Source organism: Paenibacillus tianjinensis (assembly GCF_017086365.1).
GTDB lineage: Bacteria > Bacillota > Bacilli > Paenibacillales > Paenibacillaceae > Paenibacillus_AQ > Paenibacillus_AQ tianjinensis.
Genome location: NZ_CP070969.1, coordinates 2,199,209 through 2,214,021, shown reverse-complemented (window position 1 = coordinate 2,214,021; position 14,813 = coordinate 2,199,209). Strand labels below are relative to the sequence as shown.

The window sequence follows — 14,813 nt, the reverse complement described above, 5'->3', positions numbered from 1 at the left end:
ATCCGTCTCGGGCTGCTTACAATTATAAAGCCCTGCTCCGGCTTATCTACCGGCTTTCGGTAACGCGGCCGTCACTGCCGATCTTGACTAAACCGGAGGATAGGGACTGAACCTTGTTCAGCAAAAGCTGTCCGTCAGCATCATTCATTGGCACCGGCTGGCCTAATTCCGCATCCATCGGATGCAGAGTAAGCGAACACTGGCCTGTAATGCCGCATTCCGCCTGAAAGACAGCCGTCTCCCAGGTGGCTGCAGTCGTTGAGCGTGTAAAAATGAAATTCCCAGTGCTGTAGGCAATCCACTTGCCTTTGTAAGGTTCGATCCCCTGCAGTACATGCGGATGACCGCCCATGACAAGATCTGCTCCGGCATCAATGAAGCTGCGGCCCAGGGTCTGCTGGGAAGCGTCATACTGTTCCACCCGCTCTTTGCCCCAATGGACAACTACGACAACCAGATCCGCTTTTTTCTTGGCGGCTGCAATGGTCTTCAGCGCTTCCATACTGTCATAGACGCTGGCTACCCCCGGCTTGCTTGCCCCCGCCATCCAATCACTGTGCGGAATGACACGGGTAAAGCCGAGGAGTGCGATCTTGATCCCGTTCCGTTCAAAATATTGGGCGGTGTATGCTTCTCGGCTGTTCTTACCTGCGCCTACATAAGGAATCCCCCGTGTGTTCAGGTTGCTCAGTGTATCCAGCAGCCCCTGCTCTCCCTGGTCCAGCGTATGATTGTTGGCCAGATTGACCGCATCCACACCTGCTGACTTGAGCGCATCCAGCGCTTCCGGGGCTCCCTTGAACACATACTGCTTGTTCTCTGCACCTACGCCACCAGTGGTAATCGGGGTCTCCAGATTTACTACGGTCAGATCATCCTTCTGGAACATGCCGTCCAGCGCAGAGTAGGAGTAATCATAGCCCTTCTTCTGAAGCAGATCGGCTACTTTACCCGAGAAAATGACATCCCCGGCAAAATTGAGCTTAACGGTTGCCCCTGAAACATCCCCGGGCAAGCCGGAAACGTCCTCTGAACTGTTATCACCTGTACCGCTGCTCTCAGGCGAAGAGGCTACAGCAGCCTCCTCAGATGGAGAAGGTGTTGGTGAAACCTCCGGAGTAGGAGTAGCGGAAGGCGACGGTTCAGGTGTAGCAGTAGCTTCCGGCTCAGGTGTCACCGTTGCGGAAGGCTGGGCAGCATTAACCGTCTCCGGGGATGGGGATGGCGAACCTGTTGTCTCCGTTAACTGTGGCTGCGAGGCCAGCCCGCCGCTAGAGTCTCCAATAAAATAATAGGTTAACATGGCAGTAATCATTAATAATAAGCTTACATTAATCCATGACCATACCGTTCTGCGTCGGCGTTTACTGCTGCGCTTATTCTTCTCTCTTTTGCGTGATCGCGGCGGATACATGGGTACTAAGAATCTCCTTTGTATTAAAAGTGTTTCTATTATAGCATAACTCACGCTCCCCCCTCCAAACCGCAGGGAGTATTGCTGCTGTTAACTTCACTATCCGGCAAAAAAAACGGTGAAGCGGGATCATCCCGGCTCACCGCTCTTTTATTAAATGAATACAGCTTCAGCTTCCGGCTGTTTCTTCAAGCCGGCCGCAGCGCTTTCGGCTGCTTCCTTAGCCTGCTTAATGCAGTCCGGCAAGCCAATAGCATCATAGCCTGCGCCAAAAGCATAAACGCCAGGCAGCTTCTGTCCCAGCTCACGGCGGAAACCGGCTATTCTGGCCGGATGCCCGACAGGATATTGCGGCATCGAATGCTTAAGCCGGGTAATTTCGGCAAACAGAGGTTTAGCTGTAATGCCCATGATTTCCCGCAGATCCTTCAGCACCAGTTCCGTCAGCGCCTGATCCGGCAGCTCCACATTCTGCTCATCACCGGAACGCCCGACGTAGCAGCGCAGCAGTACTTTGTCATCAGGGCTGGTGTGCAGCCATTTCGTGGAGGTCCACGTGCAAGCTGTAATATTGCGTCCTTCCTTACGTGGAACTAGAAAACCGGAGCCGTCATACTCGGTGACGATGTCCTTCTTGGCAAAAGCCAGCACTACATTCGCAACCGATACATAATTAACGTTCTCCAGCGGAGATACATCAACATACGGACGGAACAGCTCCGCTGCAGCAAAATCCTGTACAGTGACATAAATATCATCCGCCTGCAGAATTTCACCAGTCTCCAGCTTCACCTCATACCGCGGGGCATCAGTGGCAGTATTGTTCAGCACCGTAATCCCCGCTGCTGCCGTTCCAGTCCGCTGCTCCACATCATGCAGTTCACGGATTAAGGCCTCCACAAGGCTTTGCAGACCATTACGGAAGGTCAGGAAGGCACTTTTCTTGGTACCCGTATGCGTCTCGACGGGCTTGCGGCCGGTAGTCATTCCGCGGATCAGGCTGCCGTACTTGCGCTCAACTTCACCGAATTGCGGAAAGGTGGCCTGAAGGCTGATCTTACGCATATCGCCCGCATAAATGCCGGCGAGCAGCGGTTCTGTCATATTCTCCAGGACCTCTGTTCCCAGGCGACGCTCGATCAGCTCTCCGAGGGACTCATCTTCGCTGCTCCGGCGCGACGGAATCACGAAATCGAGCATCGCCCGCATTTTACCGCTGAAGGATACCAGGCCGCTCTTGAGGAACGGCTTCAGCTCGGTAGGAATGCCGAGAACCAGCCCGGCCGGCATCGGGTGAAGCTTGCCCCGCTGCAGTATGTACGTCTTCTTGGCATTCGGATTGGTTGTTACCAGCTCATGATCCAGCTTAAGCTCCTTGGCCAGATCACTCATCACTGTTTTGCGGGCCAGAAAGGAATCCGGCCCCTTCTCAATGACGAAGCCGTCGCGGTGCAAAGTTTCAATTTTGCCGCCGAGCGCAGTTTCCTTCTCGATCAGCACAATATCAGGCCGGTATCCGACTTCCCGGTAAAATTTACGGACATAAAACGCGGCGCTGAGGCCGCTGAGGCCTCCGCCGATAATAACGATCTTCCGGGGCATACCGGTCATGGCTGAATCACCTTCAGCTGACTTGACTTGGTGCGGACTACATCGCTTAGCACAGACATATACGCCGGATCACTATTTAACGAATCAATCCGCATCAGCCGCAGATCCAGCTCGGAAGCAAGCGCCTGGGCTTCGATATCAAGATCGTACAGCACTTCCAGATGGTCGGACACGAATCCGATTGGAGCAGACAGCACATACTTCACCTGGCTTGTGGACAGCTCACGCAGTGTATCCAGAATGTCCGGGCCCAGCCAAGGTTCAGCCGTTCTGCCTGCACTCTGCCAGGTGAACTGCCAGGAGGTGACTCCTGCCCTGTCAGCGATTGCCTTGGAGGTTTCGAGCAGCTGGTCCCGGTAAGGATCGCCCATGGCAAGAATCCGTTCAGGCAGGCTATGCGCGCTGAATAAGACCTGCACATCTCCGCGGGCTGCGCCGGTCTCTTCAAATTGATCCAGCTTTGCTGATACCCGTCTGCTGAGCACGTCTATCAGTTCCGGATGCAGGTGGTAGCTCTCCACGAATTCCATCCGGATTCCGCTGGCATCCGCTTTTTCTTTTGCCCGTTTGATGTATGTGCCTACACTCATTACAGAATAATGGGGGGCAAGTACAATGCCGACCGCCTGGGTAATGCCATCCCGCACCATAGCTTCAACGCCGTCTTCAATAAAAGGCCGGGCATGCTTGAGTCCCTGGTAGCACACATATTCCACATCCCCGCCGCTGCGGTTCAGCATCTCCTGAAGAGCCTCCACCTGATGGTCCGTATTCTCCCGGAGCGGGAACACGCCGCCGACAATCGCTTCGTAGCGGTCCTTCAGCTCTTTAAGCTGCTCCGGGGAAGGCGCGTTGCCGCGCCGGATATGAGTGTAATAGGCTTCCACACCCTCCAGACTTTCAGGCGTGCCGTAAGACATCACAAGTACACCAATTTTAGCTGTCACGGAATCCATCTCCTTTTGTGAATAATGTTCATACCAGTCCTTGCGGTATTATTATTTCTGTGCAGCTGCTTGTTTCAGAGCCTGCTCTGAATACGCATGGATGTACTCCGTCAGCTCTCTTAGCGTGTCCAGCGAAGCTTCCGGAAATAAGCCGTGACCCAGATTAAATATATATCCAGGCTCCTGAATGCCCTCATCAATCAAATCCTTCGCCCGTTCCTTGAGCAGATCCATTGGCGCTGTCAGCAGATAAGGATCGAGATTGCCCTGAATGGCAAAACCTCCGCCGGTTCTGCGTCTGCCTTCAGTAAGACTCACGCGCCAGTCCAGTCCAATGACATCAGCCTGCAATTTGGTAAGGCTTGGCAGCAGTTCCCCGGAGCTTACGCCCGGGAAATAAATCTTCGGTACATCAAGGTCCGACAATTCGGCAAAAATACGGGAAATCGTAGGCAGCACATACCGTTCGAAGTCACGCGGTGCCAGTGCACCCACCCAGCTGTCGAACAGCTGAAAGGCTTTGCCGCCGCTCTTCACATGGGCACGCAGATAAGCAATTACCATATCGCCCAGCTTATCCATCAGCTTCTCCCATACGCGGGGCTGGCTGAACATCATTTCTTTGGTACGGTGATAACTCTTTGAAGGCCTGCCTTCAATTAAATAACTGGCAATCGTAAACGGGGCACCGGCGAATGTAATCAGCGGTACATCCAGCTCCTTGTCCAGTATGGCGATAGTCTCCAGCACATGGCTGAGGTCGCCTTCTACATCAATCGGTTTCAGCCGATCCACATCGGCAGCTGTCGCAACCCTATTCTCGATAACCGGGCCAATATTCTTCACGATGTCAAACTTCACACCGATGGAAGCCACCGGGTTCATAATGTCGGAATACAGGATAGCCGCATCCACACCCAGCTTGCGCACAGGCATCAAGGTCACTTCCGCTGCAAGTTCCGGCTGGCTGCAAATTTCCAGCAGCGAATATTTTTCCTTGATTTTACGGTACTCGGGATCATAACGGCCGGCTTGCCGCATGTACCATACGGGAACGTGGTCCGTGTCCTGCTGTCTGCAGGCGCGGATAAAAGTATCATTGTAGGTCATGATAAGATCTCCATTAGTTTGATAGGATAGTTGCTGACGCATATAACTTATTATGCCCCTTTTAAAAGATGGTAACAACCGTTCTCAGGTCAACGGAATGACAATCCAATGACATTACTATGACAAGTGTTGCACCGGACAGCCAAAAATATATGATATACTGATAGAATGTCAATTTTTCGTGAATTTTTCAGAATAGAAATCTCTGAAAGGAAGTGAAAGCACTTTGAAGAATTGGGAGACTTGGAAGGTCAACCTCATGGTGCTTTGGTTTGGCCAATTTCTGGTAAATGCCGGCATGACGATGATTACCCCGTTCCTGTCTCTTTATCTCGCCAAGGATCTGGGTGTAACCGGTGATCACGCTATCGGAATGTGGGCAGGCCTTATTTTTGCCGCAAACTTTTTGACCTCGTTCTTATTCCAGCCGCTGTGGGGCAAGCTCGCCGACAAATACGGCCGCAAAATCATGCTTCTGCGCTCCAGCTTCGGTATGGCCATCGTCATGGTACTGATGGGCTTCGCGCAGTCACCGATGCAGCTCCTGCTGCTGCGTCTGTTAAACGGGACGATTTCCGGCTTCAACCCGGCCTCCATCGCGCTGGTATCCGGTACAACACCCAAACCCCGTATGGGCTTTGCCATGGGGCTGATGCAATCCGGGTCGGTGGCCGGAACGATTCTGGGACCGCTGATCGGCGGGGCGCTGGCTGACTGGATCGGCTTCCGCCCGATTTTTTATGTCGTCGGTGCACTGCTGTTCGTCGCTTCGCTGCTCGCTTTATTCCTCGTGAAAGAGAAATTCAACCGGGTCGAAGCCGCAAAAGTGCCTCAGGTCTCCGTCCTCGAAGGATTTAAAGAACTGGCCAAGGTACCGCAGCTGCCGGCACTGTTCGGTGTGACCTTCCTGCTGCAGTTTGCGATGATCAGCCCGATGTCCCTGCTGCCGCTGTATGTGGAGAAGCTGCATGGCTCAGCCGTAAATATTGCATTCTGGGCAGGGATGGTCAGCGCAGTTACCGGTATATCCAACATGCTGGCTTCTCCGCTTCTCGGCAGGCTGAGCGACAAGGTCGGCGCCCATCGTATCTTGACTTATGCACTGATCGGCGCGTCGCTGTTCCTTATTCCGCAAGCCTTTGTAACAAGCGTCTGGCAGCTGATCATCATCCGTTTCCTGATGGGAGTGTTTATGGGAGGGCTCCTGCCAAGCGTGAACGCACTCATCCGTTCCTATACTCCAGACGGCAAAGAGAGCAGGGCCTTCGGCTTCAACAGCAGCACGCTGGCCCTGGGTAATATGCTTGGAGCAGTTATCGGCGGATTCTTATCGGGTTATATCGGGATTGAAGGCTTGTTCATTATTTCCGGCGGATTCCTGCTAATCAATACAGTCTGGGTACGGCTCAAGCTGTACAAGCCGACGCGGCATCATTGGTTCCGCTGACACCCGGGGACTCCAGCTTACTTCACCATGGCTAAAGCCAGTCCATCGTACGCTGGCAGCAGCGTGCTGGTCAGCCGCTCATCGCTGGCGATCATCTCGTTGAACCGGCGCATCGCCTGTACTGCGGGTCCGTTCTTATCTGTATTCAGGGTGCGGCCGCGCAGGAAAATATTATCCCCGGCGATAATGGCCCCCGGTGATGCCAGACGGATTGCATACTCCAGATAATTCGGATAATTCTCTTTGTCCGCATCAATGAAAAAGAAATCAAATGTCCGGCCCTCCGCTTCGAGCCCCTTCAGGCTGTCCAGCGCAGGGCCGATTTTGTATTCAACGGCTTCGCCGAAGCCTGCTTTGGCTAAGTGGCTATGTGCCAGTCCGGCGTATTCTTCCTTCAGCTCAAGAGAGGTCAGCTGTCCGCCGGAGGCCAATCCGCGGCATAAGCATATACCGCTGTATCCCCCAAGCGCACCAATCTCCAGAATGCGGGTGGAGCGGGACAGACGGACCAGCATCGAGAGCAGCCGCCCGTACCCCGGAGCGATGGAGACCTCAGGCATCCCGTGATCTGCAATCGCCTGTTTGACCTCAAGCAATAATTCATCCTCTGTATAGAGCATTTCACTGTATTCTTCCTGATTAGGCATATGTATTCTCCTTTGATATTGTGAAGTCCCGCGCATTCACCTATACTTAGAAGGATCGGCTAGGCCAAGCTTTACTAAGCGCATGCACAGAATGAAGGCGATGCACAGTGTCGTTGTTACTTCTCTGCTTTTCTTATTGTACTGGCTAGGAGCAACCATCTACAAGCTAAACGGAGTTGAGCGCATTTGGGTAAATTACAATTGATCGCCACCGCCCCTATGGGACTGGAGGCTGTAGTAGCACGTGAACTAAACGAACTGGGTTATGAGACCACAACCGAGAACGGACGGGTCCTATTCAGCGGGGATTATATCGATATCTGCCGCTGCAATTTATGGCTGCGTACCTCTGACCGGGTCCTGGTCAAAATGGGCCAATTCCCGGCCAAAACCTTTGATGAGCTGTTCGAAGGCGTCAAAGCGATCAACTGGGAAGACTGGATTCCCGAAAACGGGGAGTTTCCGGTAGAAGGACGGTCCCACAAATCCCAGCTTACCAGCGTACCTGCCTGCCAGGGGATTGTCAAGAAAGCGATTGTTGAGAAGCTGAAGCAGTCATACCGCACCGAGTGGTTCCCGGAGAACGGCCCGCGCTACGTGGTTGAAGTGATTCTGCTGAACGACATCGCCCTGATTACTCTGGATACCACCGGTCCTGCACTGCACAAACGCGGCTACCGCCGCCAGGCGACAGAAGCGCCGCTGAAGGAAACCATGGCTGCCGCCCTCATCCAGCTTAGCCGCTGGAACGGCCACCGCCCATTGTTCGATCCGTGCTGCGGTTCCGGCACCATCCTGATCGAAGCGGCAATGATTGCCTGGAACATCGCGCCCGGACTGCGGCGTTCGTTCCCGTCTGAACATTGGCCGGAGATTCCGAAGCGTCTGTGGGAAGAAGCCCGTGACGAGGCCTTCGATGCCGTACGCGACGATTATCCGCTGCAATTGACCGGTACCGATATTGATCCGGCAGCAATTGAAATTGCCGAAGCAGCTGCCAAAAGCGCTGGGCTGGCCGGAGAAATCACCTTCAAGCATCTCGCGGCTGCCAAAGCCCGCCCTGAAGGCGATTACGGCTGCATCATCACGAACCCGCCTTATGGTGAGCGGATCAGCAATGACAAGGAAGTGGAAAAGCTGACCCGCCAATTCGGCGAGATGATGCTGTATTTGCCGACCTGGTCCTTTTTTGCGATCAGCCCCTACAAAGAATTCGAGCAATACTACGGCCGCAAAGCAGACAAGCGCCGCAAGCTGTACAACGGCCGGATTGAATGCCAATATTATCAGTATCTGGGCCCGCTCCCGCCGCGTAATCCGCAATAAGCAGCATGCAAATAGCCTTAAGCCCATACAGCAGCGCTGTAAGGAGCTTAAGGCTATTTATGTGTCTATACGTTCTAGAACAGCAGGTTATCCGGATTCGTGCCGATCCGCTCTCCGGCATCCAGCCCGCTAATCGCGCTAACTTCATCCGCTGACAGCTCAAAATCAAAAATCTCGCTGTTTTCTTTGATCCGCGAAGCCGTAACCGACTTGGGAATGATGACGATGGAGTTCTGCAGCCCCCAGCGCAGAATAACCTGGGATACCGTCTTGCCGTGTTTCCCGGCGATGCCCTGCAGCAGCTCGTTATCCTGCAGTCTTCCCTTCATCAGGGGTGCCCACGCTTCAATCTGGATCTGATGCTGTGCACAGTAGTCATGCAGCTCCTTCTGGATAAACCGCGGATGCAGCTCCACCTGATTGACTGCTGGAACAATACTGCTCTCCTTTTTCAATTCCTCCAGATGATGGATCTGGAAATTGCTGACCCCGATCGCCCGCACACGGCCTTCCTCGTACAAACGCTCCAGGGCACGCCAGGTGTCCTTATATAGGGTCTGGCCCGGCCAATGGATCAAATACAGATCAATGACATCCAGCCCGAGCTTTTTGCAGCTGGTTTCAAAGGCCCGCAGAGTTGTATCATATCCCTGATCGGTATTCCACACTTTGGTAGTCACGAACAGGCTGTCCCGCGCTACACCGCTTGCGGCTATCGACTGGCCGACCTCTTCTTCATTGCCGTACACGGCTGCGGTGTCGATGCTGCGGTACCCCAGCTCGAGTGCGGTTGCTACCGCCTTGGCCACTTCAGCCCCTTCCGCTTTGTAGGTCCCAAGACCAAACCAGGGCATATGCACACCGTTATTCAATATCGCCGTGTCTGTTAGATGCTTCATCTCATTTTCCCTCCTGCCTATGTATACGGTGAAACAATATGCACATTATACCATGTCCCTATTGCCAGACCCAAACCTGCTGGATGGCGGCATGCAAAAAAGCCTCCACACAAGTGCGGAGGCTGCTAAACCCGTTAATATGGTACACTGGCGAATACTGCTGCCAGGTATCTGATTTAGTCTTTGGCCACCGGCCGCTTTACAAAAGCTTCCGCCTTCGCCAGCACTTCATCCTCAGTTGGAGCACTGACATAACGTCCATTAATATAGATAAAGGCCCGTTTGCCGCAAGGTCCGCAGTAGGACTTACAGCCGACTTTGATCTCGGCGTCCGGCGCCATTTTGCGCAGCTTGGGCAGGATGGTTTTCATTCGGGTGTGATTGCATTGATCACAAATTTGTATTTCGTTAGCCATGGAGCAACCCTTCTTCTTGTCCGTTAGTTATCGGCGAATTTTTAGTGGTCGCCATGATTACCTTTTGACGGATTAGTAATGACAAAGCCTTCTTCCGGGAAGTACAAGTAGTCGATCTTCACACCGTCCAGCAGCGGCTGGTTCGGATCAAGAATGACATCGATATCTTTATCTGTAGAGATTACAACATCAGTTTCTTTAGGCGTGTCCAAATCCAGACCGTAGTGGGCATGGTCGCCGTGAGCATGTGTAATCGCTACGCGCAGCTTCAGTTCGCTGTTTCCCTCAAGCTCCATGGTTTTTTTTATCACTTTAGCCGCATTGCGGGTAATTTTGACGTTCATTCCTCATCCATCTCCCAGGCATCTATATTTTAAAACCTCAATAATTTATTTTAAGGAAAGTGGCATGTAAAAGCAACCACCCTGGGATAAATAGATCTGGAATCAAGTGCAAAAGATTCTTTAAACTTTCAACTTCCGCTCTTCAGTGCCGGATATTTGCGGTCCATGCGTGACACGAACCAGCCCATCAGCAGCATCGTAAAGCCAATATCGTCAATAGGCATAAAAGGCATGATATCAGGCAATACCCAGTACAGCAGCACCGGAATGGTAAAGAGCAGCTTGTCCGCAAGCGTTACAGAAGGTGAAATAACATATTGCCAGGAGCTGCGTAATATATGAGACCACCGCTTCAGCGACAGCAATTTTCTTAGTTTCATAGGTATCCTCCTCTTTACATAAGAAAAGGATACAGCCGCGAAGCAATTGCAGTTGTGGTTGCGGCCGTACCCTTTGCTGTTATATTACGCAAATTTGCAGGATGTGTTTCATTTTTATTTAAAATTCGAAAGAATCGTTGCTAAAATCCAGCCTGTTTCCAGGGCCATATCCTCATAATCAGCCAGCGGCAGCGGGTTCTTGCCAATTCCCAGCTCTGCCGTAAAGCCTGGCTTTCGGAACCGCTGGATGAACCAATCCTTATACCCGGCGTCACTGCCGGTCAGCTCAACCGCGCGGTAGCCGCTGGCCGCCGCCATACGGGCGGCCAGCTCTCTGCTCTCCGGCGGCTCATACCCGCGGTAGTTCCAGTAGATTTCACCACCCTGGCTGTGCAGCGACACTGCTGCCTCCCCGGGATATTGTTCAGCCAGCGCCGCGAGGGCTGCTGCTTCCGGCTCGCTTAGCGGGGAGGGGCCGCTGTAATCGCGGGGGGCCGGACCGGTTATTCTGCGCCGGGCAACCTCCTCCTCCCAGTGAGCCGGGAACTGGTCGCCGAGATCCACACCGCGGGCGTTAGCCTTCCAATGCCGGAAGCTATGCCTGCCGCTGTTCCATTTCAGGAGCTCTTCATAATAAGGATGCCCTGGCAGTACGCCTTCCTGTACCAGTTCAACACCATCGGGGTTAGCCATCGGCACCGCCAACATTGTCCAATTGCGGTACCAGAGTGAAGGATCATGTCCGTTCCAGTCTCTCCCCTCCGCGTAAGCTGAGGCATATTGTTCTATAAAAGACATCAGACAAGGTGATGTCAGCCATTCATTGGCGTGCAGAGCGGCGTTCACATGCAGATACCGGGGGCCGCTCCCAATTCGCAGAACATGCAGCGGTTTGCCGAGCACACTGGTTCCGATGCTGTTTTTTTGAATGAAGGGGTATTTATCCGTTAGCTGCCTGATATCCTCCTCCATATCCGCCGGTCCGTATTCACTGTTAACAGCCACCCTGCTGCTGGACAACGGCTGGGGGATGACCAGCACCTTACCCGGGATACATTGGCGTGCGGAGGTGACGCCGGGATTCAGAATTTCAAGCTCCTCAATGCTCACTCCGAATAGAGCGGAGATGGAAGCTGCATCGTCCCCCTGCTGCACGGAGTAACGCTTGCGCGGTGCAGAGGGCAGAAAAAGAATCTGCCCCGGGTACAGGTAAGGCTGTCTCCCTGCCCACGGATTCCCTTGGATGACATGCTCCGGTGTAAGTCCATGCCTGGCGGCAATGCGATTAACAGTGTCTCCCCTGCGGGTAATATATTGCTGCATATGTCTCATCCTCTCAAACCCTCTAGTTGCCGTCATCCCCTGCAAGACTCCGGGACACAGCCTCACCTTATTGTATGCAGCCCCTACTGCTCCGCATGAACGAAAAGAGCCTGCCCATGCCTGACTACACGAAAAAATGTAACCGCATACAAGTATAGTGAGGCTTGAATTCTGAGGCCCAACAGGTGGAGTAAAAACCAACGGGACTTTTCCCTTTGGTTTCACAGCTTTGCTCATTTACGCGAAATTCAACGGGACTTTTCCCTTTGATTTCACAGCTTTGCTCACTTACACCAAATTCAACGGGACTTTTCCCTTTGATTTCACAGCTTTGCTCACTTACACCAAATTCAACGGGATTTTTCCCTTTGATTTCACAGCTTTGCTCATTTACGCCAAATTCAACGGGATTTTTCCCTTTGATCTTACAACTTTGCTCATTTACGCCAAATTCAACGGGACATTTACCTTTGATTTCACAGCTTCACTCATTTACGTCAAATCCAACGGATTTTTCCTTTAATTCCGAGATTTTCTAATTATGCATACGCCGGATTCCGTGGTCTCCACCCCGCTCAGCGCTTGAATCACCATATTCAAGTTACATAATATACCCCTAATAAAAAAAGAAACCAGGAGCAACGCTCCCGGTTCCCGGACAATCCCCGTTACGGGGGTTGTCCCTATTCATCTCACCACAGTAAATCTACAACGAGGATACCTGCCAGACGACAGGCGTGCGTTTAAGCTGCTCACCAAGCCAGTCGCGGGCGATCCGCTGGAACATTTCGGCATCCCCGCTGCAGAAAAACTGGTGAATCGGGGTTTCATCCCCCTTGGCCAGCTGGCCTTTCTCGTAGAGGATGGTGCTAATTTCCCGCGCAGTCTCATCCGCCGAGCTGATCAGCTTCACTCCCGGCCCCATTACTTTGCCTATCGGCTCTACCAGAAACGGATAATGTGTACATCCGAGAATCATAGTATCGATGGGCTCATATTTGATTCCGTTGAGCGATTCAGCCACTGCGATATGGCTTTCCTCTGAGCGGAACATGCCTTGCTCCACAAAAGGGACAAGCGCCGGACAAGCCTGGCTGACCACCTCGACAAACGGGGACAGCTGCTTCAGCGCCGCTGTATAAGCTCCGCTCTTAATCGTTCCAATGGTGCCGATGACACCGACACGGCCTGTTTTGGTAGCACTGATGGCGGCGCGGGCACCGGGATGGATGACTCCGATTACCGGGATGGACACCTTTGCGGAGATATAGTCCAGCGCTGCCGCTGTTGCGGTGTTGCAGGCAATAACAATCATTTTAGGATTAAATTGAATTAAGTAGTCCACAATCTGTTCAGTGAACAATTTCACTTCTTCGGTTGAACGGGGTCCGTATGGGGCACGGGCAGTATCTCCAAAATAAATGATTTTCTCCCTGGGGAGCTGTCTCATTACCTCTTTGACAACCGTAAGTCCCCCCACACCTGAGTCTAGTATAGCTATAGCTTGCTGCACGAACACACCGCTTCCTTTAACTTGTTTTGTGTAGCTTATGTAAGGTCAAAACAAAGTGTACCTGACTTTGAGCCCCAATTGCAGATATTACTCTTTTTGCGGCCCCAATTCAAGGAAGTATTGAAAAAACCGCCTCCCGCCGGAAGCGGAAAGCGGCTGTATGCCTGCTAGAGCCTTATATATTCACCATTCATTCTTTATCCACAACAGCTTCCGCGCTGTTTCCTGCTTCACCGATACCGGCATCCGCCACATCCTGGGCATCCTCAATGGCTGCGGCAATAATTTCTGCCGTTTCTGCTTCGTCCAAGCTTACCGGAGCTTCTTCTGCGGCGATTCCGCTGACCACGGCAAGCTCCTCTTCCGTATCCGAATGGGTATACTGCTTGCTCCATTCCTTTACTTCACTCACCACAGACTCTACCGCGTCCTTGGCTTTGCCGTACAGCTCCGATCCTTTATCCCCTGCCTGGGCGGCAATTTCCTGCACTTTATCAATTGCGCTATTCGTTCCGTCAACAATATCCTTGCGCAGTTCTTTTCCCGGCTTGGGTGCCAGCAGCAGCGCCGTCACTGAACCCACTACGCTACCCGCCAGAATTCCCCACAGCAAGCTTTTGCTATCCTTTTTCATCGTCCATCTCTCCTTTGGATTCAAAGTGCCTCTGCCCGGCCATCCGGGCTATCGCCTAGTTCTGCTATATCATAAGCGCAGAGAGTTTGTCCTGTGATTACTTCAGGAAGTTTTTTCAGGAGGATTGTCCTGTCTGTTTGTCGGGTTAGGAGTGATGGCATACCGGCAGCATTGTCCGCCCTCCGCCATACATTCCGTGCGTGTCACCTTAGCCCCGAGCAGCTCCTCAAAAAGACTCTGTTCACATTGGCAGGCTTTGCGGTATTGGGTAGCCACCTGACGGATGGGACAATTATATTCCCGCATCACATATGAGCCGTCATCCCCCTTACTCCATTCAGCCATATACCCCCCGGAGTTCTGGATCGAGGACAGCTCAGCTACCCGCTCCTCCAGATTACGGTTCTCCATCATCGGGGTGTATTGGGCAAGCATCCGCCTCCGCCGGCCTTCAAACAACACATTCACAGCCTCCAGCCCGCTGGTGTGATCGAGCTCCCGCAGCAGCTCCAAGGCCAGATTGTGATACGTTTTGGGAAAATGCTCTTCCGCCCGCTCGGTCAGCGAATACACATGCAATGGCCTGCCCATCGCCTGGCGTACTACCTTGGTCTTGGCCAGCGACTCCTGCTCCAGCTGCAGCACATGACGCCGTACGCCCATCTCGGTAATCCCGAGCTCTTCTGCCAGCGCGCCGATCGTCAGCGGCCCTTTCATTTTGAGCAGCGTCATTATATTGCGTCTTGTCGATCCGCTCTCCTGACCCTTCTTCATGCTCTGGAACCTCCTCTCCTTACGGCTG

The 14,813-nt window shown here is 52.9% G+C and carries 16 protein-coding genes; 3 read left to right on the top strand and 13 right to left on the bottom strand.

Translation table 11 applies throughout. From position 1 onward, the window contains the following. Nucleotides 1-46: 46 nt before the first annotated feature. The 4 genes from JRJ22_RS09585 to hemE all read right to left on the bottom strand — a co-directional run bounded on the left by JRJ22_RS09585 (nucleotide 47) and on the right by hemE (nucleotide 5,082). The gene (locus tag JRJ22_RS09585) at nucleotides 47-1,414 is read right to left on the bottom strand and encodes a CapA family protein (protein ID WP_206104244.1); all 1,368 of its coding nucleotides are present in this window, start codon (nucleotides 1,412-1,414) and stop codon (nucleotides 47-49) included. Between the two features lie 153 nt (nucleotides 1,415-1,567). Next, a complete protein-coding gene (gene hemG, locus JRJ22_RS09580) occupies nucleotides 1,568-3,025 on the bottom strand; it encodes a protoporphyrinogen oxidase (RefSeq protein WP_206104243.1) in 1,458 nt (485 codons plus the stop codon). Beyond that, nucleotides 3,022-3,981, bottom strand: a complete 960-nt coding sequence (gene hemH / locus JRJ22_RS09575; protein ID WP_408637876.1) for a ferrochelatase — start codon at nucleotides 3,979-3,981, stop codon at nucleotides 3,022-3,024. The genes hemG and hemH overlap by 4 nt, the downstream gene beginning before the upstream one ends. A 42-nt stretch (nucleotides 3,982-4,023) precedes the next feature. Next, nucleotides 4,024-5,082, bottom strand: coding sequence for a uroporphyrinogen decarboxylase (gene hemE / locus JRJ22_RS09570; RefSeq protein ID WP_206104241.1), 1,059 nt, complete (start codon nucleotides 5,080-5,082; stop codon nucleotides 4,024-4,026). 226 nt (nucleotides 5,083-5,308) lie between these two features. Between hemE and JRJ22_RS09565 the strand changes: the two genes are divergently transcribed. Further along, nucleotides 5,309-6,529 (top strand): MFS transporter, encoded by a 1,221-nt coding sequence (locus JRJ22_RS09565; protein WP_054940005.1) that lies wholly within the window; start codon nucleotides 5,309-5,311, stop codon nucleotides 6,527-6,529. A gap of 17 nt (nucleotides 6,530-6,546) precedes the next feature. On the opposite strand, the gene JRJ22_RS09560 is transcribed toward JRJ22_RS09565, so the two are convergent. Continuing rightward, nucleotides 6,547-7,176 (bottom strand): O-methyltransferase, encoded by a 630-nt coding sequence (locus JRJ22_RS09560; RefSeq protein ID WP_206104240.1) that lies wholly within the window; start codon nucleotides 7,174-7,176, stop codon nucleotides 6,547-6,549. Nucleotides 7,177-7,362: 186 nt separating this feature from the next. Here JRJ22_RS09560 and JRJ22_RS09555 point away from each other — a divergent pair, with 186 nt between their 5' ends. Next, nucleotides 7,363-8,502, top strand: a complete 1,140-nt coding sequence (locus JRJ22_RS09555; protein WP_206104239.1) for a THUMP domain-containing class I SAM-dependent RNA methyltransferase — start codon at nucleotides 7,363-7,365, stop codon at nucleotides 8,500-8,502. A 74-nt stretch (nucleotides 8,503-8,576) separates the two neighbouring features. Here the strand turns inward: JRJ22_RS09555 and JRJ22_RS09550 are convergent, their stop codons facing one another. The 5 genes from JRJ22_RS09550 to JRJ22_RS09530 form a co-directional block, all read right to left on the bottom strand. After that, nucleotides 8,577-9,401 carry an aldo/keto reductase gene (locus JRJ22_RS09550; protein ID WP_206104238.1) on the bottom strand — a complete coding sequence of 275 codons (825 nt, stop codon included), beginning with the start codon at nucleotides 9,399-9,401 and terminating at the stop codon, nucleotides 8,577-8,579. 176 nt (nucleotides 9,402-9,577) lie between these two features. Further along, nucleotides 9,578-9,817 (bottom strand): YuzB family protein, encoded by a 240-nt coding sequence (locus tag JRJ22_RS09545; protein WP_206104237.1) that lies wholly within the window; start codon nucleotides 9,815-9,817, stop codon nucleotides 9,578-9,580. A gap of 41 nt (nucleotides 9,818-9,858) precedes the next feature. Next, on the bottom strand, nucleotides 9,859-10,161 hold the full coding sequence (locus JRJ22_RS09540; protein WP_206104236.1) for a HesB/IscA family protein: 303 nt from the start codon (nucleotides 10,159-10,161) through the stop codon (nucleotides 9,859-9,861). A gap of 128 nt (nucleotides 10,162-10,289) precedes the next feature. Next, nucleotides 10,290-10,541: a hypothetical protein gene (locus tag JRJ22_RS09535; protein ID WP_206104235.1), complete on the bottom strand. Its 252-nt coding sequence runs from the start codon at nucleotides 10,539-10,541 to the stop codon at nucleotides 10,290-10,292. Nucleotides 10,542-10,655: 114 nt separating this feature from the next. Further along, entirely contained in the window at nucleotides 10,656-11,864 is a 1,209-nt protein-coding gene (locus JRJ22_RS09530) for a M14 family metallopeptidase (protein WP_206105066.1), read from the bottom strand. 215 nt (nucleotides 11,865-12,079) lie between these two features. On the opposite strand from JRJ22_RS09530, the gene JRJ22_RS09525 reads away from it, so the two are divergent. Next, nucleotides 12,080-12,403, top strand: a complete 324-nt coding sequence (locus JRJ22_RS09525) for a DUF1720 domain-containing protein (protein ID WP_408637875.1) — start codon at nucleotides 12,080-12,082, stop codon at nucleotides 12,401-12,403. A gap of 167 nt (nucleotides 12,404-12,570) precedes the next feature. On the opposite strand, the gene racE is transcribed toward JRJ22_RS09525, so the two are convergent. The 3 genes from racE to JRJ22_RS09510 all read right to left on the bottom strand — a co-directional run bounded on the left by racE (nucleotide 12,571) and on the right by JRJ22_RS09510 (nucleotide 14,785). Next, nucleotides 12,571-13,377: a glutamate racemase gene (gene racE / locus JRJ22_RS09520; RefSeq protein ID WP_054939998.1), complete on the bottom strand. Its 807-nt coding sequence runs from the start codon at nucleotides 13,375-13,377 to the stop codon at nucleotides 12,571-12,573. A 190-nt stretch (nucleotides 13,378-13,567) separates the two neighbouring features. After that, nucleotides 13,568-14,011 carry a YtxH domain-containing protein gene (locus tag JRJ22_RS09515; RefSeq protein WP_206104233.1) on the bottom strand — a complete coding sequence of 148 codons (444 nt, stop codon included), beginning with the start codon at nucleotides 14,009-14,011 and terminating at the stop codon, nucleotides 13,568-13,570. Nucleotides 14,012-14,113: 102 nt separating this feature from the next. After that, nucleotides 14,114-14,785, bottom strand: coding sequence for a helix-turn-helix transcriptional regulator (locus JRJ22_RS09510; RefSeq protein WP_206104232.1), 672 nt, complete (start codon nucleotides 14,783-14,785; stop codon nucleotides 14,114-14,116). Between the last annotated feature and the right edge of the window lie 28 nt (nucleotides 14,786-14,813).

Bases quoted from the DNA above. Each gene is read 5' to 3' on its own strand.
- JRJ22_RS09585 (WP_206104244.1), bottom strand. From the start codon at position 1,414: ATGTATCCGCCGCGATCACGCAAAAGAGAGAAGAATAAGCGCAGCAGT.
- hemG (WP_206104243.1), bottom strand. From the start codon at position 3,025: ATGACCGGTATGCCCCGGAAGATCGTTATTATCGGCGGAGGCCTCAGC.
- hemH (WP_408637876.1), bottom strand. From the start codon at position 3,981: ATGGATTCCGTGACAGCTAAAATTGGTGTACTTGTGATGTCTTACGGC.
- hemE (WP_206104241.1), bottom strand. From the start codon at position 5,082: ATGACCTACAATGATACTTTTATCCGCGCCTGCAGACAGCAGGACACG.
- JRJ22_RS09560 (WP_206104240.1), bottom strand. From the start codon at position 7,176: ATGCCTAATCAGGAAGAATACAGTGAAATGCTCTATACAGAGGATGAA.
- JRJ22_RS09550 (WP_206104238.1), bottom strand. From the start codon at position 9,401: ATGAAGCATCTAACAGACACGGCGATATTGAATAACGGTGTGCATATG.
- JRJ22_RS09545 (WP_206104237.1), bottom strand. From the start codon at position 9,817: ATGGCTAACGAAATACAAATTTGTGATCAATGCAATCACACCCGAATG.
- JRJ22_RS09540 (WP_206104236.1), bottom strand. From the start codon at position 10,161: ATGAACGTCAAAATTACCCGCAATGCGGCTAAAGTGATAAAAAAAACC.
- JRJ22_RS09535 (WP_206104235.1), bottom strand. From the start codon at position 10,541: ATGAAACTAAGAAAATTGCTGTCGCTGAAGCGGTGGTCTCATATATTA.
- JRJ22_RS09530 (WP_206105066.1), bottom strand. From the start codon at position 11,864: ATGCAGCAATATATTACCCGCAGGGGAGACACTGTTAATCGCATTGCC.
- JRJ22_RS09515 (WP_206104233.1), bottom strand. From the start codon at position 14,011: ATGAAAAAGGATAGCAAAAGCTTGCTGTGGGGAATTCTGGCGGGTAGC.
- JRJ22_RS09510 (WP_206104232.1), bottom strand. From the start codon at position 14,785: ATGAAGAAGGGTCAGGAGAGCGGATCGACAAGACGCAATATAATGACG.